The 24,077-nt window shown below is 72.0% G+C and carries 21 protein-coding genes; 9 read left to right on the top strand and 12 right to left on the bottom strand.

The features are described 5' to 3' along the window. Positions 1-29 precede the first annotated feature (29 nt). The 3 genes from AB0O48_RS06310 to AB0O48_RS06300 are packed head-to-tail and all read left to right on the top strand — an operon-like array spanning position 30 to position 4,816. A complete protein-coding gene (locus tag AB0O48_RS06310; RefSeq protein ID WP_365063555.1) occupies positions 30-1,628 on the top strand; it encodes a carboxyl transferase domain-containing protein in 1,599 nt (532 codons plus the stop codon). Between the two features lie 16 nt (positions 1,629-1,644). Next, the gene (locus tag AB0O48_RS06305; protein ID WP_365063552.1) at positions 1,645-3,639 is read left to right on the top strand and encodes a biotin carboxylase N-terminal domain-containing protein; all 1,995 of its coding nucleotides are present in this window, start codon (positions 1,645-1,647) and stop codon (positions 3,637-3,639) included. A 13-nt stretch (positions 3,640-3,652) separates the two neighbouring features. After that, positions 3,653-4,816, top strand: a complete 1,164-nt coding sequence (locus AB0O48_RS06300; RefSeq protein ID WP_357252958.1) for an acyl-CoA dehydrogenase — start codon at positions 3,653-3,655, stop codon at positions 4,814-4,816. On the opposite strand, the gene AB0O48_RS06295 is transcribed toward AB0O48_RS06300, so the two are convergent. Together AB0O48_RS06295 and AB0O48_RS06290 are read right to left on the bottom strand one after the other, a co-directional pair. Beyond that, positions 4,810-5,850: a hypothetical protein gene (locus tag AB0O48_RS06295; protein ID WP_365063548.1), complete on the bottom strand. Its 1,041-nt coding sequence runs from the start codon at positions 5,848-5,850 to the stop codon at positions 4,810-4,812. The two genes, AB0O48_RS06300 and AB0O48_RS06295, sit on opposite strands and share 7 nt — an antisense overlap. Further along, a complete protein-coding gene (locus tag AB0O48_RS06290) occupies positions 5,847-6,194 on the bottom strand; it encodes a PadR family transcriptional regulator (RefSeq protein WP_357570759.1) in 348 nt (115 codons plus the stop codon). The genes AB0O48_RS06295 and AB0O48_RS06290 overlap by 4 nt, the downstream gene beginning before the upstream one ends. A gap of 70 nt (positions 6,195-6,264) precedes the next feature. Here AB0O48_RS06290 and AB0O48_RS06285 point away from each other — a divergent pair, with 70 nt between their 5' ends. After that, entirely contained in the window at positions 6,265-6,957 is a 693-nt protein-coding gene (locus AB0O48_RS06285) for a hypothetical protein (RefSeq protein ID WP_357252967.1), read from the top strand. A gap of 23 nt (positions 6,958-6,980) precedes the next feature. Here AB0O48_RS06285 and AB0O48_RS06280 read toward each other — a convergent pair whose 3' ends face one another. Together AB0O48_RS06280 and AB0O48_RS06275 are read right to left on the bottom strand one after the other, a co-directional pair. Then, entirely contained in the window at positions 6,981-8,159 is a 1,179-nt protein-coding gene (locus tag AB0O48_RS06280) for a hypothetical protein (RefSeq protein ID WP_357252970.1), read from the bottom strand. Continuing rightward, on the bottom strand, positions 8,156-9,094 hold the full coding sequence (locus AB0O48_RS06275; RefSeq protein WP_357252973.1) for a transporter substrate-binding domain-containing protein: 939 nt from the start codon (positions 9,092-9,094) through the stop codon (positions 8,156-8,158). The genes AB0O48_RS06280 and AB0O48_RS06275 overlap by 4 nt, the downstream gene beginning before the upstream one ends. A gap of 168 nt (positions 9,095-9,262) precedes the next feature. Between AB0O48_RS06275 and AB0O48_RS06270 the strand changes: the two genes are divergently transcribed. Next, positions 9,263-9,604, top strand: coding sequence for a hypothetical protein (locus AB0O48_RS06270; protein WP_357252976.1), 342 nt, complete (start codon positions 9,263-9,265; stop codon positions 9,602-9,604). Here AB0O48_RS06270 and AB0O48_RS06265 read toward each other — a convergent pair. The 7 genes from AB0O48_RS06265 to AB0O48_RS06235 all read right to left on the bottom strand — a co-directional run bounded on the left by AB0O48_RS06265 (position 9,591) and on the right by AB0O48_RS06235 (position 17,505). Then, positions 9,591-11,087, bottom strand: coding sequence for a serine/threonine-protein kinase (locus AB0O48_RS06265; RefSeq protein ID WP_357252979.1), 1,497 nt, complete (start codon positions 11,085-11,087; stop codon positions 9,591-9,593). The genes AB0O48_RS06270 and AB0O48_RS06265 overlap by 14 nt on opposite strands. Positions 11,088-11,117: 30 nt before the next feature. Beyond that, positions 11,118-11,621: a hypothetical protein gene (locus AB0O48_RS06260; RefSeq protein WP_357252982.1), complete on the bottom strand. Its 504-nt coding sequence runs from the start codon at positions 11,619-11,621 to the stop codon at positions 11,118-11,120. 169 nt (positions 11,622-11,790) lie between these two features. Beyond that, the gene (locus tag AB0O48_RS06255) at positions 11,791-15,408 is read right to left on the bottom strand and encodes an adenylate/guanylate cyclase domain-containing protein (protein ID WP_365063540.1); all 3,618 of its coding nucleotides are present in this window, start codon (positions 15,406-15,408) and stop codon (positions 11,791-11,793) included. Continuing rightward, positions 15,405-16,241 carry an MBL fold metallo-hydrolase gene (locus AB0O48_RS06250; RefSeq protein WP_357252987.1) on the bottom strand — a complete coding sequence of 279 codons (837 nt, stop codon included), beginning with the start codon at positions 16,239-16,241 and terminating at the stop codon, positions 15,405-15,407. The genes AB0O48_RS06255 and AB0O48_RS06250 overlap by 4 nt, the downstream gene beginning before the upstream one ends. A gap of 122 nt (positions 16,242-16,363) precedes the next feature. Then, positions 16,364-16,825: a RidA family protein gene (locus AB0O48_RS06245; RefSeq protein ID WP_357252990.1), complete on the bottom strand. Its 462-nt coding sequence runs from the start codon at positions 16,823-16,825 to the stop codon at positions 16,364-16,366. Then, positions 16,822-16,977 (bottom strand): DUF4177 domain-containing protein, encoded by a 156-nt coding sequence (locus AB0O48_RS06240; protein ID WP_007466198.1) that lies wholly within the window; start codon positions 16,975-16,977, stop codon positions 16,822-16,824. The genes AB0O48_RS06245 and AB0O48_RS06240 overlap by 4 nt, the downstream gene beginning before the upstream one ends. 45 nt (positions 16,978-17,022) lie before the next feature. Beyond that, positions 17,023-17,505: a hypothetical protein gene (locus AB0O48_RS06235; protein ID WP_357570756.1), complete on the bottom strand. Its 483-nt coding sequence runs from the start codon at positions 17,503-17,505 to the stop codon at positions 17,023-17,025. Between the two features lie 435 nt (positions 17,506-17,940). Here AB0O48_RS06235 and AB0O48_RS06230 point away from each other — a divergent pair, with 435 nt between their 5' ends. The 3 genes from AB0O48_RS06230 to AB0O48_RS06220 are packed head-to-tail and all read left to right on the top strand — an operon-like array spanning position 17,941 to position 20,845. Then, entirely contained in the window at positions 17,941-18,636 is a 696-nt protein-coding gene (locus tag AB0O48_RS06230; protein ID WP_357570952.1) for a hypothetical protein, read from the top strand. A 26-nt stretch (positions 18,637-18,662) separates the two neighbouring features. Continuing rightward, the gene (locus AB0O48_RS06225) at positions 18,663-19,640 is read left to right on the top strand and encodes an ArsA-related P-loop ATPase (RefSeq protein WP_357252996.1); all 978 of its coding nucleotides are present in this window, start codon (positions 18,663-18,665) and stop codon (positions 19,638-19,640) included. A 56-nt stretch (positions 19,641-19,696) separates the two neighbouring features. Next, positions 19,697-20,845 carry an ArsA-related P-loop ATPase gene (locus AB0O48_RS06220; protein ID WP_357253000.1) on the top strand — a complete coding sequence of 383 codons (1,149 nt, stop codon included), beginning with the start codon at positions 19,697-19,699 and terminating at the stop codon, positions 20,843-20,845. Positions 20,846-20,851: 6 nt separating this feature from the next. On the opposite strand, the gene AB0O48_RS06215 is transcribed toward AB0O48_RS06220, so the two are convergent. After that, positions 20,852-21,172: a WhiB family transcriptional regulator gene (locus AB0O48_RS06215; RefSeq protein WP_365063532.1), complete on the bottom strand. Its 321-nt coding sequence runs from the start codon at positions 21,170-21,172 to the stop codon at positions 20,852-20,854. A gap of 407 nt (positions 21,173-21,579) precedes the next feature. On the opposite strand from AB0O48_RS06215, the gene AB0O48_RS06210 reads away from it, so the two are divergent. After that, entirely contained in the window at positions 21,580-24,000 is a 2,421-nt protein-coding gene (locus AB0O48_RS06210; RefSeq protein WP_357570754.1) for a transglycosylase domain-containing protein, read from the top strand. The last annotated feature ends 77 nt before the right edge of the window (positions 24,001-24,077 follow it).

Here is a 24,077-nt window from a genome sequence, read left to right as displayed (position 1 = left end):
GCCCCGCAGTCGCGAACGAGGGAGGCACAGTGACCATCGACAGCGCGGTCGACCCGTCCGCACCGGCGTACGCGGCGAACCGCGCGGCACTGCTGGAGCGGCTGGCCGAGCTGGATGCCGCGCTGGACCAGGCGCGGGCGGGCGGTGGCGAGAAGTACGTGGCCCGGCACCACGGGCGCGGCAAGCTGCTCCCCCGGGAACGGATCGAGCTGCTGGTGGACGCCGACAGCCCGTTCCTGGAGTTGTCGCCGGTCGCCGCGTACGGCACGGACTTCCCGGTCGGGGCCAGCGTGGTCACCGGCATCGGGGTGGTCGAGGGTGTGGAGTGCCTGATCGTCGCCAACGACCCGACGGTACGCGGTGGCGCGGTGAACCCGTGGTCTCTCGCGAAGACCCGGCGGGCCGGTGAGATCGCCCTGGCCAACCGGCTGCCGATGGTCAATCTGGTGGAGTCGGCCGGGGCGGACCTGCCCACCCAGGCGGAGATCTTCATCCCGGGCGGTCGGGTGTTCCGGGACCTGACCCGGCTCTCGGCCGCGGGCATCCCGACGGTCAGCGTGGTCTTCGGTAACGCCACGGCCGGTGGTGCGTACGTGCCGGGAATGTCCGACCACGTGATCATGATTCGGGACCGGTCGCAGGTCTACCTGGCCGGGCCGCCGCTCGTGAAGATGGCGACCGGCGAGGTCACCGACGACGAGTCACTGGGCGGTGCGGCGATGCACGCCGGCACGTCCGGGCTCGCCGACTACCTGGCCGCCGACGAGCGGGACGGCATCCGGCTGGCCCGGCAGTGCGTACGCCGGTTGAACTGGCGCAAGCACGGCCCGGCGCCGCGGACGGCGGTGCCGCAGCCGCCGAAGTACGACCCGGAGGAACTCCTCGGCATCACCAGCGCCGACCTGAAGGTGCCGTTCGATCCCCGCGAGGTGCTGGCCCGGATCCTGGACGGCAGCGACTTCGACGAGTTCAAGCCGGCGTACGGGGACGCGCTGGTCACCGGCTGGGGCGAACTGCACGGGTACCCGGTGGGTGTGCTGGCCAACGCCCGAGGGGTGCTGTTCAGCGCGGAGGCGCAGAAGGCGGCCCAGTTCATCCAGCTCGCGAACGCCTCGGACACGCCGCTGATCTTCCTCCAGAACACCACCGGCTACATGGTCGGCACCGAGTACGAGCAGCGCGGCATCATCAAGCACGGCGCACTGATGATCAATGCGGTGTCCAACTCGACCGTGCCGCACCTGACGGTGAACCTGGGCGCCTCGTACGGGGCCGGCAACTACGGCATGTGCGGTCGGGCGTACGAGCCGAGGTTCCTGTTCACCTGGCCGAACGCGAAGTCGGCGGTGATGGGTCCGGCACAGCTCGCCGGGGTGCTGTCGATCGTGGCCCGGCAGGCCGCCGCCGCCCGGGGACGCTCCTTCGACGAGGAGTCCGACACCGCGATGCGGATGATGGTCGAGCAGCAGATCGAGTCGCAGTCGGGAGCGCTCTTCCTCTCCGGTCGGCTCTACGACGACGGGGTGATCGACCCTCGGGACACGCGTACCGTCCTCGGGCTCTGCCTCTCGGCGATCCACAACGGACCGGTGAAGGGCGCCGACGGTTTCGGCGTCTTCCGGATGTAGGGGGGCGAAGCCGACAATGATCACCAAATTGCTCGTGGCCAACCGGGGGGAGATCGCCCGCCGGGTCTTCGCGACCTGCCGGGCGCTCGGTGTGCAGACGGTGGCCGTGTACTCGGACGGGGACGCCGACGCGCCGTTCGTCACCGAGGCCGACCAGGCGGTCCGGCTGCCCGGGGACTCGCCCGCCGAGACGTACCTGCGGGTCGAGTTGATCCTGGACGCGGCCCGGCGGTGCGGCGCGGACGCCGTCCACCCGGGGTACGGCTTCCTCGCCGAGAACGCCGACTTCGCGGCGGCGGTGACCGACGCGGGACTGACCTGGGTCGGCCCGCCGGCCAAGGTGATCGCCGTGATGGGCGACAAGCTCGCCGCGAAAGGGCTGCTCGCCGAGGCCGGCGTGCCGATGCTGCCCAGTTGGACCGACACCGGCGCGGTCACCGACTTCCCGGTCCTGGTGAAGGCATCCGCCGGTGGTGGCGGGCGGGGGATGCGGATCGTCCGGGGGGCCGACGAACTGGCCGACGCCGTCGCGTCCGCGCGCCGCGAGGCGGCTGCCGCGTTCGGCGACGGCACGGTCTTCATCGAGCGGTACGTCGAGCGGGGCCGGCACGTCGAGGTGCAGATCTTCGGGGACACCCACGGCCGGGTGGTGGCTCTCGGTGACCGGGAGTGCTCCATCCAACGCCGGCACCAGAAGATCGTCGAGGAGGCCCCGGCTGTCGTTCCGGAGCGGGTGCGCACGGCGTTGCACGAGGCCGCGGTGGCCGCCGGTCGCGCGGTCGACTACGTCGGGGCGGGCACTGTGGAGTTCCTGCTCGCCCCGGGTGGCGAGATCTTCTTCCTGGAGATGAACACCCGTCTCCAGGTGGAGCACCCGGTCACCGAGCTGTGCACCGGTCTGGACCTGGTGGGGTTGCAACTGCTCGTCGCCGAGGGCGAGCCGCTGCCGGCGACCCTGCCGGTCGGCACCGGGCACGCGATCGAGGTACGCCTGTGCGCCGAGGACGCCGGGGCGGGTTGGCGGCCGGCGACCGGCACCCTGCACCGGTTCGCGGTCCCCCAGGTGACGACCGAGTTCGGTGGGCTGGACCGACCGGGGCTGCGGCTCGACTCGGGGGTGGTGGCCGGCTCGGTGGTCGGCGTGCACTACGACTCGATGCTGGCGAAGCTGATCGCCTGGGGTCGCACCCGGACGGAGGCGACCCGACTGCTGTCCACCGCGCTGACCCGGGCCGAACTGCACGGGGTGACCACCAACCGGGACCTGCTGGTCCGGGTGCTGCGCAGTCAGGCGTTCGCCGCCGTGGAGATCGACACCGGATTCCTGGATCGGCACGCGGAGGTCTTCGCCCCGCTGCTGCCCGCCGACCGGCTCCCGGTGGTGGCGCTCGCCGCGGCGCTCGCCGCGGCCGCCGGCCGTCGCGCCGAGGCGAAGGTGCTGGCCGGGTTGCCGTCGGGCTGGCGCAACGTGCCGGCCGTCCCGCAGGTCACCCGGTTCGGTGGTCCGGACGGCGAGGTCGAGGTCCGCTACCGGTTGGACCGCGTGGGTCGGCTCGCCGAGTGGTCCGCCGACCCGACCGCCACCAGCCCCGCCGCCGCCAGCCCCGCCGCCGGACCACCGGACGTGGCGCTTGTCGAGGCCAGCCCGGGTGGGGTGGTGCTCGACGTCGACGGGGTGCGGTGCGCGTACCGCGTCCACCGGGTGGGGTCGGCGGTCTTCATGGACGGCCCGGACGGGGCGGCGAGCCTCGTCGAGTTGCCGCGTCTCCCGCTGCCCACCGCGGAGGTGGCGGCCGGGTCGCTGCTCGCGCCGCTGCCCGGTGCGGTGACCCGGGTGCACGTCCAGGTCGGCCAGCGGGTCGTGGCCGGCGAGCCGTTGCTCACCCTGGAAGCGATGAAGCTGGAACATCAGGTGCTCGCCCCGACCGACGGCGTGGTCACCGAGTTGCCGGTGCCGGCCGGTGGTCAGGTAAGCACCGGTGCCGTGCTGGCCGTCATCGACATCTGTTGAGGAGGACCCCCTGATGACCTTCGACCTCACCCCTGAGCAGGACCAGCTTCGCGACGCCGTGCGGGCGCTCGGCCGTCGCTACGGCCACGGCTACTTCGTCGAGAAGGCGAAGGCCGGCGAGCACACCACCGAACTGTGGGCCGAGGCGGGACGGCTCGGCTACCTGGGGGTCAACATCCCCACCGAGTACGGCGGTGGCGGCGGTGGCATCACCGAGTTGGCGATCGTGTGCGAGGAGTTGGCGGCCGCCGGCTGCCCGTTGCTGCTGCTGGTGGTCTCCCCCGCCATCGCGGCCACCGTGCTCGCCCGGCACGGCACCGAGGAGCAGCGCAAGCGGCACCTGCCCGGCCTCGCCGACGGCTCCCAGAAGATCGTCTTCGCGATCACCGAGCCGGAGGCCGGTTCCAACTTCCACCGGCTCGGCACGGTGGCTCGCCGGGACGGTGACGGCTGGCTGCTCAACGGCCGCAAGTGCTACATCTCCGGCGTCGACGAGGCCGGCCACGTCCTGGTGGTGGCGCGTACCGAGGATTCATCCACCGGCAAGCTGAAGCCGGCGCTGTTCCTCGTGCCGACCGACGCCGCCGGGCTGACCCGTTCCAAGCTGGACATGGAGATCGTGTCCCCGGAGAACCAGTTCCTGCTCTACCTGGACGACGTCCGGGTCCCCGCCGACGCGCTGCTCGGCGAGTCGCTGGACGCCGGGCTGCCGGCGCTCTTCGCCGGCCTCAACCCGGAGCGGATCACCGTGGCCGCGATGGGTGCCGGCACCGGCCGGTACGCCATCGAGCGGGCCAGCGAGTACACCGCAACCCGCAAGGTCTGGGGTGGCCGGAGCATCGGCTCCCACCAGGGGGTATCGCATCCCTTGGCGCACGCGGCGGTGCAGGTGGAGCTGGCCCGCCTGATGATCCAGAAGGCCGCCACCCTGTACGACGCCGGCCGCGACCTGGAGGCCGGGGTCGCCGGCAACATGGCCAAGTACGCGGCCGGGGAGGCAGCCGCGCTCGCCGTCGACACGGCCGTCCAGGCCCTCGGCGGGGCCGGCATGACCACCGAGTACGGGGTGGCGACCCTGCTCGGCGCGGTCCGGGCCGGCCGGATCGCACCGGTCAGTCGGGAGATGATCCTCAACTTCGTGGCCCAGCACGTCCTCGGTCAGGACAAGTCCTACTGAGCGCGGGTGATCGGTCTGCCTACGCCCTGCTGCGACCCAGCCCGCTCGCGGTGGTGCAGGATCGCCACGGCCACCGCGAAGAGCAACACGGGTGCCAGTACCAACGTCGACCACTGCGCCCAGGTGAGCGCGTCGGGGACACCGTCGTGGCTGGAGCGCTCCAGGTACGTCCCCGTGGTTCCGAGCCCCACCCGGGTGAGAAGCAGCGTGACCCCCACCGGGACGACGAGCGCGAGCAGGCGCAGTCGGAGCGCCGTCGGCGTCAACAGGACGACAAGGGCGAAGAGCAGGTACCCCGCGATCAACAGGATCGCCTCGACGCGGCCGACACCGCTGGTGAACATCCAGGTGCCGTAGATGGGCGACGTCGAAACGTCAACGGCGGTTACCAGGGCGACGCTCGGCGCGCCGACGCTCACCACCGTCGCCGCCGCCAGTGTGCCGAGCCGCCAACGCCCGAGGACAGCCGTTATGGAACGGGGAGCGCGGAGGGCGAGGGCAAGCGGGACCATCGCGGCGAGCACGACGGGCCAGATGTCGAAGACCGTCGAATAATACCCGTAGGCCTCGGCGACCCGTACCACCTCGAACGCCACGCCGCCGACGGCGATCGCCGCCGCCGCCCGCCCCCATCCGAGTGCGGTGAACACCGCCACGACGAGCCACAGCGCCGCCGTGGGACCATGCGGCCAGAGGACGAACGGTTCACCGATCCCCTCCGGATAGCTCTGCGCGTACATGCTGAGGTGCAGCACCGGAACGCGCGCAGAGCGCACGAACAACAGCAGCGCGGCGATCAGGCCGAGCACCTGCGCCGCATCTCGCCACGCGTCGACCGAGAACCGGGCGCCGACCTGCCGGACGTGCGCCCGACACGCCCCGCCGAGCAGGGCGGACACGTCTCGCGCCAGGGGCCTGCGCTGGCCCGGTGCCGCGTCGTCAAGCAACACCCCGATCAGTTCGTCCTCGTACTGCCGCCGGTACGCGCGGGGGTAGCAGGCCAGCAGCGACCGGTAGACCTGGTGCAACGTCACGCCGCACCGCCTTCGACGAGGAGGCCGGCACGACGCAGCCGCACGCTCGCCGCGTCGGCGTTGCTCCGCAGGCGCGCCGACTCCTCGGCCAGGCGTTGCACCCCGGCGGCGGTGAGTCGGTAGTACCGCCGCAATCTGGACTGCACCTGTTCCTCGCGCTCGATGTCGATGAGGCCCTCGGTACGCAGCCGGTCCAGCGCCGCGTAGAGGGTGCCGGCGCGCAGGTCGACGCGCCCGTCGGAGATCCGGCGGACCTCGTCGAGGACGGCGTATCCGTGCCGTGGGGCCTCGACGAGCGCGGTGAGGATCAGATAGGTCGATTCGTGCAGGGAAGCCTTCGCCATGACCGCAGCATATACAGTCCGACTGTATATGCGGGCCCCGTCCGAGCGCGTCGTCGGAAATACTGAGCGGGTGCGCAACGACGTCGAGTTCGATCGGCTGGTAGACGGGCTCTACGCCGCTTTCGCCGACCACCCGATGCCCGCCGACATGGAGGCCTGCCCGCACTGCGTGGAGCCGGCGGACCTGGCCCTCTTCGCCAGCACCCCGCTGCGGCAACTGACCACCGACCAGATCGATGACTACCTGGGCAACCGGGGCACCTGGGGCGACGGGACCGAGGTGCCGCACCTGCTGCCCCGGCTGCTCGAGGCGGCCGCCGCTGGCGAGCTGTCGTACCTGCCGCCGGAGGCCGTCACCGGGCGGATGCGGGACCAGTGGCACGGCTGGCCGGCCGCCGAGCGGGCAGCCGTCGAGCGGTTCCTCCTCGGCTGGTGGCACCGGATCCTCGCGGAGTTCCCGTCCACCACCTCGGCCTGGGGCCTGCTGGAGGCGGTCGCCGAGCTGGAGATCGACCTCGGGCCGTACCTGGCCGAGTTCACGGCCATCCCCGGCGAGGCCACCGCGCGGCACCTGGCCGAGGTCGTCGAGGGTCTGTCACACCACGGTCCCCTGCCCGACCGGGCGCAGGAGTCGATGCGGCGCTGGTTGGCCGGCGCGACGCCCACCGACGTGCTGTGGACCGCCGCCATCACCTCGACCAACCCCCAGGTCGCCGACGAGTTGGCCGACGCCGCCGACGCGACAGCACGTCTGTCGCACTGATCGGCCGGCCACCCGTCGCACGTTCAGCCGGGGATCCGGCAGGCGGCGTCGATGCGGTGGACCGGGCGAACCCGGCGGCCCATGCCCTCCAGCAGCGAGTCCTCGACGTGGAAGTCCCGGATGCGCAACTGGTACCGGGGCAACTCCTCCTCGCTCGGGCAGAGCACCTGCGCGCGGACCAGATCGACAGGCACGTACCGCACCCCACCCCGCTCCTGGAGGATCACCATGTTGACGTCGTCCGTGGTGATCACGTGCCCGCGTACGTCCTCGGTGGGTCCGCTCTCCGCGCCCACCGTCGTGACGGTCAGCGGCAACACCGGTGTGCTGATCACCGGCACCGCGGCCCAGACCAGCATGGCGAGCATCGCCACCTCGGTCACCGACGCCAGCGGCCGGATCACCACACCGGGTAGCGGTCCCGCGATGAAGAGAGCCAGCAGCGGCGGCACCGCAAGCAGCGCCAACACCAACAGCTCGCCCTGCTTCCCGGCGTCTCGCAGCGTCGGCAGCAGCAGCCAGCCGTACCCGGCGAGCAGTGCGACGATCATGACCAGTCGTGGCGCCAACCGTTCGTGCAGTCGCCCGGGGCGCAGCTGAAACGCGGCCGCGAACGCCGGCAGCAGCAGCGGCAGGTAGAGCAGCGGCCAGGTGATCAGGGCGAGCAGGAAAGCGGCAAGCACCACCCAGGCCGGGGTGAGGTCGGCCCAGCGGGCGAAGAGTGGGCGACGGCGGGTCCCCGGTGGCAGCCGGTCCGCCCCGACGGCCAGCACCGCCCCGAGCGCGAACACGGCGACCATTCCGGTGGAGAGCAGCCGAGCCGCCGTGGTCAGGAAGCCGGCGAGCAGGTTGACCGGGCCGACGTTCGCCACCAGCAACAGTGTGGTCTGAAGTTCGCCGCCCGCCTCCACACCGAGGCGGAGCACCGAGAAGATCGCCGGTACGCCCACCAGCGCCGTCCAGAAGGACTGGCTGGCACGGGCACGCCGCTCCGCCGGATCCCAACGGACCCGCCCGGGCTCGACGTCGGCGACGACCGGGTCGGCTGGTTCGGCGACCGGCACGCCGACCGGCCAGCCAGCCTGGTCCGGTTCGACGTGAGCCGTACCATCACTGGCCGGCGGTGCCGCCACACCCGGCACGGACGTGCGGGGTGGTGGAACCGGGCCGTCGGCGCCGGTCGCGGTCGGCGCCGTGCTCACGTCGACGGCGCCTTGTCGTCGAAGTCGACAAGCTTCGGCACCTGCAGCGGCTGAGGCTGGCGTTTCTCGACCTTCAGCCACGGACCCAGGGTGCTGTTGTAGGCGCTCTGCCAGGGGCTCACCTGCCCGTTGCGTCCCTTGTCGTAGCTCTTCTGCAGGAAGTACGCGACCAGGTCGCGCAGCGCGGGGTCGCCGATCGGCACGCCGATGCCCAGCAGCTCGCTGGTGCCGAAGGGCATGTCCACGACCTCGAACTCCCTGGGATAGGTGGCCAGGAACCCGGCGAGGATCGTCTCGTCCGAGCTGACCACGTCGTACCGGCCTGCCCGGATGCCGTCGACGCAGTCCCCGACGTCCTTCACCACGAACGTCCTGACCCCGTGCTTCTCCAGCTCGGCCTCGGTCGTGGACCCGCCGCTGGTACACACCTTGTACGCCGGGTCGCGCAGGTCCTCGATGGTGCGGATCCGGTCCTTGAGGCGGACCGGCACCATCACCTCCTGCGTGGTGACCAGGTACGGCCCGGCGAAGCTGACCAGCTTCTCGCGCTCCTCCGTCATCGAGAAGCTGGACACCACGAGGTCGACAGTGCCGCCCTGCAACGCCGGGATCCGGTTTTCGGTGGCCACCGACACGAACTCCAACCGCTGCTCGCCCTGGTAGCCCAGGGAGGCAGCGATGTACCTGCCGATCTCGACGTCGAAGCCGACGTGCTGGCCGTTGCGCAGGTCGCCCATCAACGGCTCCTTGGTGGCGACGCCGATGCGCAGCTGTGCCTGCCGGTAGATGTGCGACTCACGGATCTTCTGCTGCACGGACGGCAACGGCTCCTGCCGGCTGTCGCAGCCGGCGGCGGCCGCCAGGGTGAGGGTGAGGGCGACCGCCAGTGTCGTCGCGACCGAACGGAGCCGGGACCGGGAACTGCGTACGTTCATGAGGTGACCTCGCTGACGGACCAGCCTGCGGAACACCCAGGGTATCGACTGGATGCTTTTCCGTAGCGACGCCGACCGGGTACGTCAGGCGGACCGGTCGGCCGGTGTCGATCGGCGCGCCGCCCGCTCTCCGGTTGACAGCCGCCGATGTCACGACATGCTGAACGAATGAGTCGATTGTCCAGGCCCGATGCGCGGACGGTGGCGGTGCTCGCGGCACTCGGAGCCCTCGTGCCACTGGCCCTGCTGGTCGTCTGGCGCCGACAGGACCTGGTCGGCGTGGTTCTCGCCCTGCTCTGCGTCCTGCTGGCCATGGTCGCCGGGGTGGCCTTCTCCGCCGCCCGTCAGGCCGACGACCCGGAGCCGGAGGACCGGCCGGCGACCACCGGGCCGGCGGAGTTGATGCCGTACGGGATCGACGCGGACACCCTCGACGCCCTGGACAGTCGGGATGCCCTGCGGGCGGTGCGGGACCGGCGGCGCGGGTCGGACGGGATCAGCGGCCGGTGAGGGTGGGCGCGGCGAGCGCGTCCACGCCCCGCCCAGCCAGGCACCGGTACGTCCGGTCGATGCTCCCGTCGACCGGTGGGAGCACCTCCAGGTGCCAGCCACTCGGCTCGGCGATCCCGGTGGTCAACCGGAACGTCGTGGCGCTGCACACCTGTCGCACCTGCGCGGCGGCGACCACGTCGTCGTAGTTGGCGCCGACCAGGGACACCGGCAGGATGCCTTCGGCGTACGTCTCCCAGGTGTGCCGACCGGTGCAGGACAGCCGAGCCGCCTCGGCGCGGTCGCCGCGGATGCGCATCGGGCCGAAGCATTCCAGCTCGGGCAGGCACCGGGCGCCCTCGGGCAGCACGGTGGGCGTGCCGTTGCCGGTCGTGCAGCCGGGCAGCGGCCCGGTCGCCGGGGCGGCGACCTGGGTGGCCGTCGGGCTCGGGGTCGGCGGTGCCGCATGGTCGGCGAACCACGCCCCGGCGGTCGCGGAGCCGGCGAGCGCGAGGACGCCGGCACCGCCGAGGAACCAGCGCCGCCAGCGTCGGACGCCGGGGACCACCTGCTGGGTGTCCTCGATGGGCGGTCGGGGCACCGGCCGGCTGGGCGGGTACGGGCCGGGGCGGGTCGCGCCACCGCTGACCGGGGCGCCGCTGACCGGGGCCGACGGTGGACCGAGTGGCAGGTTGGCGAGCAGGTCGTGCAGTTCCAGTGCGGAGGGACGCTCGGCCGGGTCGTTGGCCATGCCGGCGCGCAGCACGTCGATCAGTTCGTCCGGGACGCCGGGCAGGGCGGGGAGCGGCTGGTTGAACATCTCCAGGACGGTGATCAGGCTGGGGTTGCGCTCGGACTGCCAGCGGGGCGGCCGACCGTGCATCACCGCGTAGAGGGTGGCGCAGAGCGCGTACACGTCGACGGCCGGCGACGGCGGGCTGTGGCTGAACATCTCCGGCGGCGCGTACGCCGGGGTGAGCACCTCCAGGGTGACCGAGGCGTCGCGGTGCTCCGCGAGCACGGCCAGCCCGAAGTCGGCGAGCACCGCCGAGTTGAAGGCCGAGTGGAGGATGTTCGCCGGTTTCACGTCCCGGTGCAGCACCCCGGCCGCGTGTGAGTGGGCCAGCGCGTCGGCGATCTTGATGCCGAGGTCGCGGGCCTCCACCGGGTCGAGTGGCGAGGTCCGCATCCGTTCGGCGTACGAGCCGTCGCAGAGTTCCATGATCAGGTAGGGGTGCTGGTCGACGGTGACCCCGACGTCGAAGAGGTCCACCACGTGCGGGTGTGACGACATCCGGCCGGCCGCCCGCGCCTCGCGCAGGAAACGGGCCTGGTCCCGCTCGCTGTCCAGCGTCCGGTTCTCCACCTTGACGGCGACCTCGCGGCCTACCGAGATCTGGGTGGCCTGGTAGACGGTCGCGTACCCGCCCCGGGCAAAGACCCGCAAATCGGTCAGACCGGGCACGATCGGCACCGGTGGGCCGCCGGTCGGGGTGTCGGTCACCGCTCGAAAATACCCAACCCGGCCGGCGGCTCAGCGCACCGTGTCCGCCGGAGCGGCACCGGACGGGCCGGTACCCTCCTCGGCGGGCGCAGCCGCCCCGGCGCCGTCGGACGAGGGGACTCCGCCCGCCGACGCGCTCCGGCGGGCATCCAGACGCAGACCGACGGCGGTGGCCACCGCCCCCAGGCCCTCCCACACCGCCACCCCGAAGAACCGGCCCGGAGCGATGTCGGAGAGCACGGCGATGGTGAACACGGTGAACGTGACAAGGCGGAAGACGACGGTGAACCGGTAGAACGCCCGCCACTCGGTGATCGTGGCGAGCAGGTAGTAGACGCCCATGTTGAACGCCGCCATCGAGGACGCCAGCAGGAAGGTGCCGGTGTGGTCACCGACGGCACGCGTCTCCGGCACCTCGAGCCCGAGCATGCGCAACTGCGCCTCCGGCCAGAGCAGCCCGACCGCGCCCAGCACCAGCGCCAACACGCCGAAGACCGCGATGGTCCAGCCCGCGATAGAGCGCGGCAGCTTCATGAAGAGGCCTCCCCAGGCACGGCGACGGTCACCACTGCGGACCGGCACACGGTGGTGACACGCTAGCCCCTCACCCCGACCGCCACATCCCCAGAACCGGCAAAAACCGTGCCGTCAACACCCCTGACCGGCCGACCAGAGGTTTCGGTCAGGGAGGCGTCACCAAGGGTCAGGCAGAGGTGGTCAGACGGGCGCGGAGAGCGTTGGCGGCGGCGCGTTCGCTGCGCTGCTCGGTCGCGTACGCCAGGCGGACCGCCTCGTCCGCGCACGACTGCGCCTCCGCCAGGTAGCCGCAGGCGGCCAGCGCCTCGGCCAGCACACCGGCCGCGATCACCTGGCTCCGTACGTCCTCGGCCGGTGCGGTGACCGCCCGCCGGGCCCAGTCCAACGCCTGCTCCCGCTGACCGTGCGCGAGCAGGGCCGCCGCGTACTGGGCCATGGTCTGGCGGCGGGAGAGGAGCAACGAGGGTGCGTTCGCGGCGGCCGTCGCCACCGGGGCGAGCAGCCCGACGGCGGTCGCCGCGTCACCGGCGGCCAGCCGGGCCGTCGCCAGCAGCACCCGGGGTGCCACCTGGGCCGGGGCCTGCGGGTTGTGCGGCTCCACGGCCGTCAGCACCGAGCGGGCCACCCGCTCGGCGGTCTCGCAGTCGCCCAGGTCCAACGCCACGAAGCCGCGCAACGTGCCGGCCATCCCGGTGAGCAGCGGGTGCGAGGTGCGCTCGGCGTACGCCAGGGCGTCGGTGAGCAGGTCCGCCGCGTGCTCCGGCTCGCCCAGCCCACGCGCCACCACCGCCCGGACCACGAGCGCGAACCCGCGTCCCCAGTCGTCGGAGGCGGCGGCGAACTCCCGGTACGCCCGCCGGGCCTCCCGGTCCGCCTCGGCCAGGTCACCCAGCTCGGCGGTGGCGAACGCCGCGACCGCACGCAAGGTGCCCACCGCCCACGCCTCACCGACCCGCTCCCCGAAGGGCAGGAACACCTGCGCCATCCGACACGCCTCGCGCAGTCGGCCGGCGAGCAGCCGGGCGAACGCCGTGGTGCCGCGCAGCCAGGCCCGCCCGTACGGGTCCTTCAGCTCGGCGAAGAGCCGGGCGGCCCGGCCGAGGACCGCGTCGGTGCCGGCGAAGTCACCCCGGGTGGTGGTCACCCAGGCCAGGTTCTGCAACGACCACGCCTGCCCGCGCCGGTCCTGCGCACCGAGACTGACCTGGTACGCGGCAGCCAACCGGCTGCTCGCCTGGCTCAGCCGCCCGGCCACGAAGTCGGCCATGCCGAGCCGGCGCATCGCCGTCGCCCGCTGCACGGGCAACCCAGCGGCCGTGGCGACCTGCAACGCCTCGTGCCAGGCCGTCATCGCCCGGACCTGGTCACCGAGGGTCTCCTGGGCCTGCCCGGCGAGCAGCAGGGCACCGACGCGGGTGGCCTCGTCCCCGGCGTTCGCGGCGATCTTCTCCGCGTACGCCAGCGCGTCGGCGACGCGACCGACCTGGAGCAGCGCCCGCGCGTGCACCACCCGGTCGGCCGCCGACAGCCCGTCGCGGGCCAACTCGGTGGCGCGTTCGGCGTACTCGATGGCCAGCACCGGCTCACCGGCGGACAGTGACCGGCGGGCGGCCCGGCCGAGCGCGGCGATGCCGAGCGGCACCACCGCCCGGGCGGGCGCGTCCGGGCGCAGTTTCACCGCGTCGGCGAGCGTGGCGGCCCGCTCGACGTGCGTCGCCACGAAGTCGTCCCGGGCCTCGTCGGTGAACCCTCCCGGCGACCCGGCCGTCGCGCCGTCCGCCGGTGCCGCCCAGCGGGCCAACGCGGCGTGCCGCTCGGCCAGCTCCGCCTTGCTCACACCGGCGTACGCGGCCTCCCGCATCAGCGGGGTCGCGAACGAGTAGCCGACCCGGGAGCGGTGCAGCATCCGACGCTGCAGCAGCTCCTCGACAGCTCGGTCGAGTTCCACGGCGATCACTGCCGACGGCCGGCCGTCGCGGCCGGCGCGCTGTTCACGCAGCGCCTCCAGCGCGCCGGTCGGCACCGTGTCACCGATCACCGCGGCGTCCCGCAGCACCGAGCGGGCGTCCGGCGGCAGCGCGTCGATGCGGGCGGCGAGTACGGCGGCGAGGTCACGGGAGAGCAGCCGGCTGCCCAGCGAACCGGGCACCAACCGCCAGCCGGCCGAGGAGCTCTGGTCCCGCTCCGACGGTGCGCGGGCACCCCGCGCTGTCTCCGTCGTGAGCGCCCCCCGCTCGATGAGCAGGGTGACCAACTCGGCCAGGTAGAAGGGGTTGCCCTGGGCGGTGGCGAGCAGCCGGTCCGCGTCGGCCGGTGGCAACTTGCCGCCGCCGAGGTAGCTGGTGAGCAGCCGCGCGGCGTCGGCACCCCGCAGCGGCGGCAGGGAGTGCACCTCGGCGTCCGCGACCCGGGTCAGCGCCCCGGCGGTACGCACCAGCTCGGGACGGCCGAGCAGCAGCACCAGCACCGGGCCGGTGAGCCTGGACAGGGTCAGCCCGAGGGCGCCGATCGTCTCGGCGGTGGCGTCGTGCAGGTCGTCCACCACGATCACCAGCGGCGCCTCCGAGGCGAGCCCGCTGAGCAGGTCGGCGACCGCGTTCGGCACCACCTCGGCATCCGCGGCCGGGGTGCCCGATCCGCTCCACTCGCCGGTGTCGGTGCCGCCGTGTGCCGACAGTTCGGCGTAGCCGAGCAGGGCGAGCAACTGCTCGGTGGCGATCGGCGGGGTCTCACCGCCGGAGCGGGCGAGCCGCTGCCCGAGCCGCCGCAGCCTCTCCTCCACCGCCGGTCGGGTCAGGGCGGTGGCGGCGTCACTGGGCAGGCCGACGGCGGCCCGGACCAGGTCGGCGAGGGGCGCGAGGCGGCGTCGCTCACCGAACGCGGCGCAGCGCACCGAGAGCACCCGGGCGCCCGTGTGTGCGGCGTACCGGCCGGCGCCCACGTCGTACCCGGCGGCGAGGCGCTCCACCTCGGCGGCGAACCGGGACTTGCCGATGCCCGCCTCCGCGGTCATCAGCAGCACCCGCGGGTCACCCTGGTCGATCACCTCGGCGAGCCGCCCGGCGATCCGGCCGATCTCCGTCTCCCGGCCGACGTACGGCGCCTCGTCGCCGAGCCCGGAACGGGTGCCGGGCGCGTCCAGCAGACCCAGCAGCTCGTACGCCTCGACCGGCTCACGCTTGCCCTTGAGCCGCAGCGGGCGCAGTGCCCGCCAGGAGGACACGTGCCGGGTGGCGGCGGCGGTGCGTCCGCCGGCGTAGACCGCGCCGACGGCGGCGGCGTCGGCCAGCCGGGCGGCGGTGTTGACCGTGTCGCCGATGACCGTGTATTCGATGGCGGCCTGGATGCCGGCGATGACGTCGCCGGTGTTCAGCCCGACCCGCAGCCCGAGCGGCGCGCCGCCGCCCCGCTCGTCGTCGAGCACCCGGCGGACGGCCCGCTGCATGGACAGGGCGGCCCGGACCGCGCGTTCGGCGTCGTCCTCGTGCGCCACCGGCGCGCCGAAGACCGCCATGATCCCGTCGCCGGTCAGCTTGTCGACGTGTCCGCCGAAGGTCTTCACGGCACCGGCGAGGGCGGCCAGGACCCGGTCGGTGACCGCGCCGACGCGTTCCGGGTCGAGATCCTCCGACCAGGAGGTGAACTCGGAGAGGTCGCCGAAGAGCACGGTGACCACCCGACGCTCGGCCGCCGGCAACGTGGCGGCGGCCGGCAGCGCGGCACCGCAGTTGTGGCAGAACCGCGCGCCGGGAACGGCAACGGTTCCACACACGGGGCAGGTCACATGTGCTCCAACCCACTGACCCCGGGCGCGGATTCCCCGGTGCCGACACCCAGATACTCCAACTGCGCGCGGACCGACCACTCAGCCGCCCACCAGAGCGAGCGGTCCACGTCGGCGTAGACCGTCGCGACCACGTCGGCGGGCGTGGTGGCACCGGCCGCGACCGCGGCCCGGACCTGGTCCAGCCGGGCCCGGCGATGCGCGAGGTAGAAGTCGGCGGCGGCGGCGCAGTCGGCAAGCGCCGGGCCGTGCCCGGGCAACGCCGCAGTCCCGGTGTACGCGGACAGCAGCTCCAGGCTGGTCAGGTAGTCACCGAGGTGCCCGTCCGGGTGGGCGACCACGGTGGTGCCCCGGCCGAGGATGGTGTCACCGGTGAGCACCACCCGCTCGTCGCCGTGCTCGACCAGGAAGCAGACCGAGTCGGCGGTGTGCCCCGGGGTCTTCAGCAGACGAACCGCCAGGCCGAAGCCGCCGAAGTGTTCGCCCGGCTCGGTCAGCGGCGCGCCGCCGATGGTGTGCGCCGGGTCGACGGCGAGGACGTGGACACCGCCGAGCAGCTCACTCAGCCGGGCCGCGCCCTCGGTGTGGTCGGGGTGGCCGTGGGTGATCAGGATCAGCCCGACGGGGCCGTGCTCGGCGATCCGGGTCAGGTGTCCCTCGTCGGCCGGCCCCGGGTCGACCACGATGGCCGCCTCGGCTGTCGGGGCGCGCAGCACCCAGGTGTTGGTGCCGTCGAGGGTCATCGGCCCCGGGTTCGGCGCGCGCAGCAGTGTCACCCAGGTCGGCAGCTCGTCGGCGACCGCCGCCGCCGGCGCCGTCACGTGCCCGCTCATGGCTGCGATCGTACGACCCCGCCCGCAACACCCCACGATCTTGCCCGCGCGGCCCCTGATTCGTCACCGTTCAGGGCTTTTCTCCGTGCCGGAAGCGCAAGATCGCGGGGCGTCGCGAAGCGTCAGGCGACCTCGACGATCAGTTCGACCTCGACCGGGGCGTCGAGGGGCAGCTCGGCCACCCCTACGGCGCTGCGGGCATGGCGACCGGCCTCACCGAAGACGGTGCCGAAGAGGTCGGAGGCACCGTTGATCACTGCGGGCTGACCGGTGAAGCCGGGCGCGGAGGCCACGAAACCGGTCACCTTGACCACCTTGACCACATTTTCCAGGCCGACCAGCGAGTCGACCGCGGCCAGCGCGTTGAGCGCGCACCGCTGGGCCAGGTCCTTCGCCTGCTCGGCGGAGATCCCGGCGCCGACCTTCCCGGTCGCCAGCAGCTTGCCCTCGGCGATCGGCAACTGGCCGGAGACGTACACGTGCTGCCCGGACTGCACCGCCGGCACGTAGCTGGCCACCGGCGGCACGACCTCGGGCAGGTCGAGCCCCAGCTCGGCGAGCTTCGCGTGCGGACCGTTGCTCACGCCTTCGGTCGCTTCAGGTAGGCGACCAGTTGGTCGGGGTTCGGCCCGGGGACCACGGCGACGAGCTCCCACCCGTCCTCACCCCAGTTGTCGAGGATCTGCTTGGTCGCGTGGACCAGCAGCGGGACCGTGGAGTATTCCCACTTCTGCATCGCTGAAGGGCTCCCTCTCGGTGCGGAATTTGTTCGAGGGACAGCCTACGGTCCGCTGGCCGGACGAGGCGCGGGACGCTGCTCCGGAGCGGCCGGCACCTCCCCGCAGAGCCCTTCGTGTCCGTATCCCTGTGGGCAGCGGGACCGGTCGGGCAGCAGCAGGTCGCAGAAGACCCGGTGCCTGTTGTTCTGATCATCGGCGTTGGACACGGTGGTCTCGCCCGCGTCCAACTCGGGCAGGAAGCCCAGCGACACCGCGACCCGGCCGGCCAGTACGGTCGCCGCCGCCAGACTCGGCACCCGGATCGGCAGGTGGATGACGAAGCCCGGCTCGTCGTCGTCGCGGGTCCGCTCGGCGGCGTGACCCGGCGCCCGGCCCGCCTCCGCCTGCTCCGGCATCCGTCGGTACGACCGTTCGTTGATCGGCTGGCCACCGATCTGCCCACCGGCCGTGAACATGGACCCGGACCGGTGCGGCCGTTCGTTGGTCGGGAACTGGGTGCGAGGGATGTTGTCCACGTCGCGCATGCACTGCCTCCGGTCGTACCGCTCGGATCGCTCTTCCGGTCCGGACCCATTCGTCCGTTCCGGCCCCCGCGCCGGGACGAAAGGTAGGTCCGGGGCCGCAGTCCCGCCAACAAGACGCGCCCGAATGGCTACCTACAGTCACATATGCGACACATGGCAGGTAAGACACCCGATGGCGCTCCGCAAGCGGAGTCCGGTCGGCCGGATCGGTGGCTGGCCGCGCGGCACGGGCGACACCACTTCCGTCATCGACCGCTACCCTTCCGGTCGGGCGGTCGCGCAGCGCCCGGCAGCCCGCTCGATCACGCTCGACGCCAGGGGTGGCGGCGGGCGCCGGACCCCCGGGGGAAGACGATGACCCAACCGCCCAGCGGCGACCAGGCCGGTCCACCCGCCCTCCCGCCGGCCCAGCCGGAACCCACCGATCAGCCCGGCGTGTCGACAGCCCCCGCCCCAGCGGCCCCCGCCGCGCCGTCCGGGCAGCTCGCGCTCCCCGCGCCGCCCGCACCGGCGGCGCTCCCCGCCGCACCCACGATCCCCGTCCAGCAGGCCTTCCCCGCACCGACCGGTGGGGCTGAGGCTGCCGGCACGCCGGCCGCGACACCGACACCACCCGGTACGTCGGGTCCGTCGACCATCCCGCCACCCCCGCCGGCGTACCCGCCCTATCCCGGGACGGCCGCGCCGAAGAAGAAGCGTGGTCTGCTGATCGCGGCGGTCACACTCGTCGTGATCATGGTGCTCTGCGTGGGCGGCGGCGTGCTGGCGTTCCTGACCCTGCGCAACACCGAGACCGGCGAGGGCGCCAAGGAGCCGGCGGTCGCCGTCGACGAGTTCCTCACCGCGGTCTACAAGGATCGCGACGCGACCAAGGCGGCCACCCGCGTGTGCGCCGCCTCCCGCGACGACGGAAAGATCGCCGCGAAGGTGGCCGAGGTGCAGAAGTACGCGTCCGAGTACCAGAACCCCCGGTTCAGGTGGACCACCCCGAAGGTGGACAACCAGACCGGTGACCGGGCCACCGTCTCCACCCGGGTCACCATGACCACCGCGGACGAGAAGGTTGCCGACCAGGACCTGCGGTTCACCGTGGTACAGAAGACGGGTTGGTGGGTCTGCGAGGTCGCCTGACCGCCAGGCGTGGATAGGCTCGACGGGTGTGTGCAGCTGAGCGGCCGTTCGACCCGGCCGGTACCGGATGGTCGGCCCGCCTCCACGTGGTGACCGGCAAGGGTGGCACCGGCAAGACGAGCGTGGCGGCCGCCCTGGCCCTCGCGCTCGCCGCCGGCGGTCGGCGCACCCTGCTGGTCGAGGTCGAGGGGCGGCAGGGCATCGCCCAACTCTTCGGCATCGACCCGCTGCCGTACGAGGAGCGGCACCTCGCCGACGCGCCGGACGGCGGTGCGGTGCGCGCCCTCGCGGTGGACGCCGAGGAGGCGCTGCTCGAATACCTGGACATGTTCTACAAGCTGGGCGCGGCGGGCCGGGCGCTGCGCAAGCTCGGTGCCATCGACTTCGCCACCACCATCGCGCCGGGTCTGCGGGACGTGCTGCTCACCGGCAAGGTGAAGGAGGCCACCACCCGCACCACCGGGCAGCGGCGCGCGTACGACGCGGTGGTGCTGGACGCCCCGCCGACCGGGCGGATCGGTCGGTTCCTCAACGTCACGGCGGAGACGGCCCGGCTGGCCAAGGTGGGCCCGATCAAGACCCAGAGCGAGGGGGTCGCTGCCCTGCTGCGCTCCCCGATGACCGCGGTCCACGTGGTCACGCTGTTGGAGGAGATGCCGGTGCAGGAGACGGTGGACGCCATCGCCGACCTGACCGCCCTCGGCTTCGGCACCGGAAAGGTGATCGTCAACGGCACCCGACCGGCGCTGCCGGCCGGCCAGCCGGTCACCGCCGGGGAGCTGCGGCGAGGGCTGGTCGCCGCCGGGCTGCCGGCCGATCGGGACACCGTGGCCGGTTTGCACGACGAGGCACGTGACCAGCTCATCCGGCGCGAACTGGAAGATTCGCTCCGCGCCGACCTGGTGGAGTTGGGGCTGCCGATGGTCGAGCTGCCGTTGCTGCCCGACGGAGTGGACCGGGCGGGGCTCACGACGCTGGCCCAGGCCCTCGTCCGCGCCGATTGACTCACACCTGAGCGCAGCACGGGCGCACGGACCCACCAGCCCGATACGCTCGATTGGTGCCTTCCGAAGACGCGGCGCCGCTGCTGGACGTCGACCAGATTCTCGCCGACCCCGGCGTACGGATCGTCGTGTGCTGCGGTGCCGGCGGGGTGGGAAAGACGACCACGGCCGCGGCGCTGGCGCTGCGGGCCGCCGAGCACCACGGCCGACGCACGGTGGTGCTCACCATCGACCCGGCCCGCCGGCTGGCCCAGTCGCTGGGCCTGACCGAGCTGGACAACACGCCCCGCCAGGTCAAGGGGATCGACGTCGAGGGCAGCGGCGGCGAGCTGCACGCCATGATGCTGGACATGAAGCGCACCTTCGACGACGTGGTGTTGCAGCACACCGATCCGGCGAAGGCCGCCGAGATCTTCGCGAACCCGTTCTACCAGGCGATGAGTTCGACCTTCGCCGGCACGCAGGAATACATGGCGATGGAGAAACTCGGCCAGCTGCACGCCCGGGGCGAATGGGACCTGATCGTGGTGGACACCCCACCGTCCCGCTCGGCACTTGATTTCCTGGACGCACCGGCCCGGCTCTCCCGTTTCCTCGACGGCCGGATGCTGCGACTGTTGCTGGCCCCGGCGCGCAGCGGCGGACGGAGCATGTTCAGCCTGGTCACCGCCTCGTTCGGGATGTTCTCGAAGGTGGTACAGAAGGTCCTCGGCGCGCAACTGCTCACCGACCTGTCCGGCTTCGTGGCCGCACTGGACTCGATGTTCGGCGGTTTCCGGCAGCGAGCCGAGCAGACGTACCGGATCCTGCAGGCTGGGGAGACGGCCTTCCTGCTGGTCGCGACGCCGGAGCCGGACGCGGTCCGGGAGGCTGCCTACTTCGCGGGCCGCCTGCGGGAGGAGCGGATGCCACTGGCCGGCCTGGTGCTCAACCGGGTGCACCGACTCGCGGCACCGGAGTTGGACGCCGAGCAGAGCCGGGTCGCCGCCGAGCGGCTGACCGACCTGGGTGGGCACGAGGCCACCGCCGACGTGCTGCGGGCACACGCGGCGCTGGCTCGCCAGGCGGTACGCGAGCAGCAGGTGGCCGCGCGGTTCACCGAGGCGTTCCCGGCGGTGCCGACGGTGTCGGTGACGGCACAGCCCGCCGACGTGCACGACGTCGACGGGCTGCGGACGATCGGCGCGGCGATCAGCCGGCCGTGACCGTCGTCAGTTGGTCGCACTGACGAGGATCTTGTCCTTTGCGGCCTTTTCCTTGCTGTTCTTCTTCATCGCGGCCTCGAACATCTTGCGCCAGCTCGTCACCTGCGGGTGTCGACGCAGCAGTGCCCGCCGTTCGCGTTCGGTCATGCCGCCCCACACACCGAACTCGATCCGGTTGTCCAACGCGTCGGCCAGGCACTCGTACCGAACAGGGCAGCTCCGGCAGATCCGCTTCGCCACGTTCTGTTCGGCGCCCTGTACGAACAACGCGTCCGGGTCCCCGTTCTGACACGCCGCCAGCGACGGCCAGTCAGTGATCATGCCCATGTGTACACGTCCCCCCTTGCAGTACCTACCGACCTCGTCGATGCACGCCAGCCGGCAATTCCCCCCGATCGCCCGGCTCGCCTTCCCCAAGGCGGCACGGACGACATGTGGCGCTGTCGCCGCCCCCATCATGCTCTGTAGTCGACTGATTACGCAACGTTGTCGGCGAAATCCATCATTCCGGACACTCCCGGCTTCCCGGGCCTTCGCCCGCCGGTTACCCCGCCGAGGTCGGCGATAACGCTGCGCCACCTCCGGAAATTGGAGGAGACTCGCGCCGGGCTACACGCAACCAAGCACCGGGGGTCGTGCGTTTAGCACAACGAGGGCAGCGCGTGCAGGAAATGGGGAAAGAATGCCCAGGCGCCCCTCGTTCCCTACTCGCGTACCATGCCGAGGTGACCTGGATGCGGAAACGTGACCACAATGTGCTGACCAACGCCGCATCGCTGCTGGTGTGCGGCCTGCTGGCCGGCGTGGTGGTCGCTGCGGCGGCCTTCCCCGCGGTGGCGATGTCCGGCTTGGCCGCGAAGGCCGGCGCCGAGACGTTCGGCGCCCTGCCCACAGAGCTGACGGTGGCCCGCGCGCCACAGATCAGCTATCTACTGGCGTCGGACGGCAAGACACCGCTCGCGACCATGTACGACGAGAACCGGCGCGACGTGAAGCTCGCCGACATCTCTCCGTACATGCAGAAGGCCATCATCGCGGCCGAGGACCACGACTTCTACAAGCACAACGGCGTCGACATCAACGGTGTCGCCCGCGCGTTCGTCAACAACCAGGGCGACGGCGGCCGGCAGGGCGCCTCGACGCTGACCATGCAGTACGTCCGGCTGGCCATCGCCTACTCGGCCACCCACCCGGCCGACGTGGTCGCGGCGACCGAGGACACCAGCGCCCGCAAGCTTCGCGAGATGCGGCTGGCCCTCCAGGTCGACAAGGAATTCTCCAAGGACGAGATCCTCACCCGCTACCTCAACCTCGCCGCGTTCGGCAACGGCGCGTACGGCATCTACGCCGCCAGCCAGGTCTACTTCGGTAAGCCGCCGAGCAAGCTCAAGATCGAGGAGGCGGCGCTGCTGGCCGGCATGGTCAAGGCGCCCACCACGAACGACCCGACCACCGAGTCGGGCTACCCGGCCGCGCTGGAACGACGTGACTACGTCATCAACAACATGGTCGAGATCAAGGCCATCACCCAGCAGGAGGCGGACGCCGCCAAGGCCGTCGAGCTCAAGGTGCTGGACAAGCGGACCCCGAACGGCTGCGTCGCCGCGAACGTCAACAGCTGGGGCTTCTTCTGCGACTACTTCTACCGCTGGTGGATGCAGCAGGAGACGTTCGGTTCCACCACGTACGACCGGGAGCGGCGACTCAAGAGCGGCGGCTACACGGTGGTGACCTCCATCGACGTGCAGGCGCAGAGGGGCGCCGACAAGGCGGTTCGCAAGGCCAAGAGCGAGAAGAGCAAGGAAGCGGCAATGGTCGCGGTGGTCGAGCCCGGCTCCGGCCGGGTCCGGGCGCTCGCGGTCAACCGACAGTTCAAGCTGGACGACCCGAAGAAGCCGAATAACAAGATCTCCAGCGATCCGGCGAAGAGCCGGAAGGGCATCCGGGGCAACTACCCGGCGACGGTCAACCCGCTGCTCACCGGTGGTGACGGCATCACCGGCTACCAGGCTGGCTCGACCTTCAAGATCTTCACCATCGTGGCAGCGCTGGAGAAGGGCATCCCGCTCAGCTACAGCATGAACGCGCCGCAGCAGTTCCGGTCGGAGTACAAGATCCAGCCCGGCCCTGCCGCCTGCCCCGGCACCAACCTGTACTGCCCGACCAACTCCGGACTGAAGCCCGGTGGCGTGCAGAACATGTGGACCGCGTTCGCCCAGTCGATCAACACCTTCTTCGTCCCGCTCCAGCAGCAGGTCGGCGCGGAGAACGTGGTCGACGTCGCCAAGCGGGCCGGCATCCAGTTCCGCACCGACGAGGATCTGACCCTGGAGAAGGGGGCGCACCAGTGGGGCGCCTTCACCCTCGGTGTCTCGCAGACCACTCCGCTGGACCTCGCCAACGCGTACGCGACCCTGGCGGCGGACGGCACGTACTGCGAGCCGATCCCGGTGCAGGAGATCAAGGACCCGGACGGCAACAAACTGGACATCGCCAAACCGCGCTGTGAGAAGCGGTTCGGCACCGAGGTGGCCCGAGCCGCCGTGGACGCCGCCCGCTGCCCGGTCGGCGACAACTCCAGCACCAGCAAGTGCGGCAGCAGCCGCACCGCCAGCCGGGTGAAGGGAATCGTCGACGCGCCGGTGGCCGGCAAGTCCGGCACCACCGACTCGGAGAAGACCGCAGCCCTGGTCGCGATGACCAAGCAGTACGCGGTGGCCGGCATCATGGCCGACCCGGACTGGCCGCAGACGAACGTCGAGATGGGCCACGATGTCCCCAACGGCATCAACCCGCCGGTCCAGGAGACGCTGCGGGATGCCATGAGGGGCAAGGACCGCATCCAGTTCGAGCCGCCGGGCCAGAAGATCTCCGAGGGTGACCAGAAGAGCATCCCCGGCGTGAGCTGCATTTCGGTGGATCAGGCGAAGTCCCGGCTCAAGGATGCGGGCTTCGAGCCGGTGGTCTCCGACACCAAGGTGAAGTCGTCCTGTCCTCCGAACACCGTCCACGGCACCAGCCCGGACGGGCGCACCATCAAGGGCGGCGTGGTCACCATCCAGGTCAGCAACGGTGGCGGCGGCGCCACGCCGGGCACCCCCGGTGGCGGCCAACCCGGCAACACCGGTCGACCCGGTGGCCGCCCCGGCGGCTGAGCCGACGATCAGGACACGACGGGCGGGCACCCACCACGGGTGCCCGCCCGTTTCCGTCTGTCCGGGACCACCGCCTA

This window comes from Micromonospora sp. NPDC085948, from assembly GCF_040686315.1.
Classification (GTDB): domain Bacteria; phylum Actinomycetota; class Actinomycetes; order Mycobacteriales; family Micromonosporaceae; genus Micromonospora.
This window is presented reverse-complemented; position numbering and strand designations above follow the sequence as displayed.

Bases quoted from the DNA above. Each gene is read 5' to 3' on its own strand.
- AB0O48_RS06235 (WP_357570756.1), bottom strand. From the start codon at position 17,505: ATGCGCGACGTGGACAACATCCCTCGCACCCAGTTCCCGACCAACGAA.
- AB0O48_RS06260 (WP_357252982.1), bottom strand. From the start codon at position 11,621: ATGAAGCTGCCGCGCTCTATCGCGGGCTGGACCATCGCGGTCTTCGGC.
- AB0O48_RS06270 (WP_357252976.1), top strand. From the start codon at position 9,263: ATGAGTCGATTGTCCAGGCCCGATGCGCGGACGGTGGCGGTGCTCGCG.
- AB0O48_RS06250 (WP_357252987.1), bottom strand. From the start codon at position 16,241: ATGAGCGGGCACGTGACGGCGCCGGCGGCGGCGGTCGCCGACGAGCTG.
- AB0O48_RS06215 (WP_365063532.1), bottom strand. From the start codon at position 21,172: ATGGGCATGATCACTGACTGGCCGTCGCTGGCGGCGTGTCAGAACGGG.
- AB0O48_RS06300 (WP_357252958.1), top strand. From the start codon at position 3,653: ATGACCTTCGACCTCACCCCTGAGCAGGACCAGCTTCGCGACGCCGTG.
- AB0O48_RS06240 (WP_007466198.1), bottom strand. From the start codon at position 16,977: ATGCAGAAGTGGGAATACTCCACGGTCCCGCTGCTGGTCCACGCGACC.
- AB0O48_RS06290 (WP_357570759.1), bottom strand. From the start codon at position 6,194: ATGGCGAAGGCTTCCCTGCACGAATCGACCTATCTGATCCTCACCGCG.
- AB0O48_RS06275 (WP_357252973.1), bottom strand. From the start codon at position 9,094: ATGAACGTACGCAGTTCCCGGTCCCGGCTCCGTTCGGTCGCGACGACA.
- AB0O48_RS06210 (WP_357570754.1), top strand. From the start codon at position 21,580: ATGCGGAAACGTGACCACAATGTGCTGACCAACGCCGCATCGCTGCTG.
- AB0O48_RS06305 (WP_365063552.1), top strand. From the start codon at position 1,645: ATGATCACCAAATTGCTCGTGGCCAACCGGGGGGAGATCGCCCGCCGG.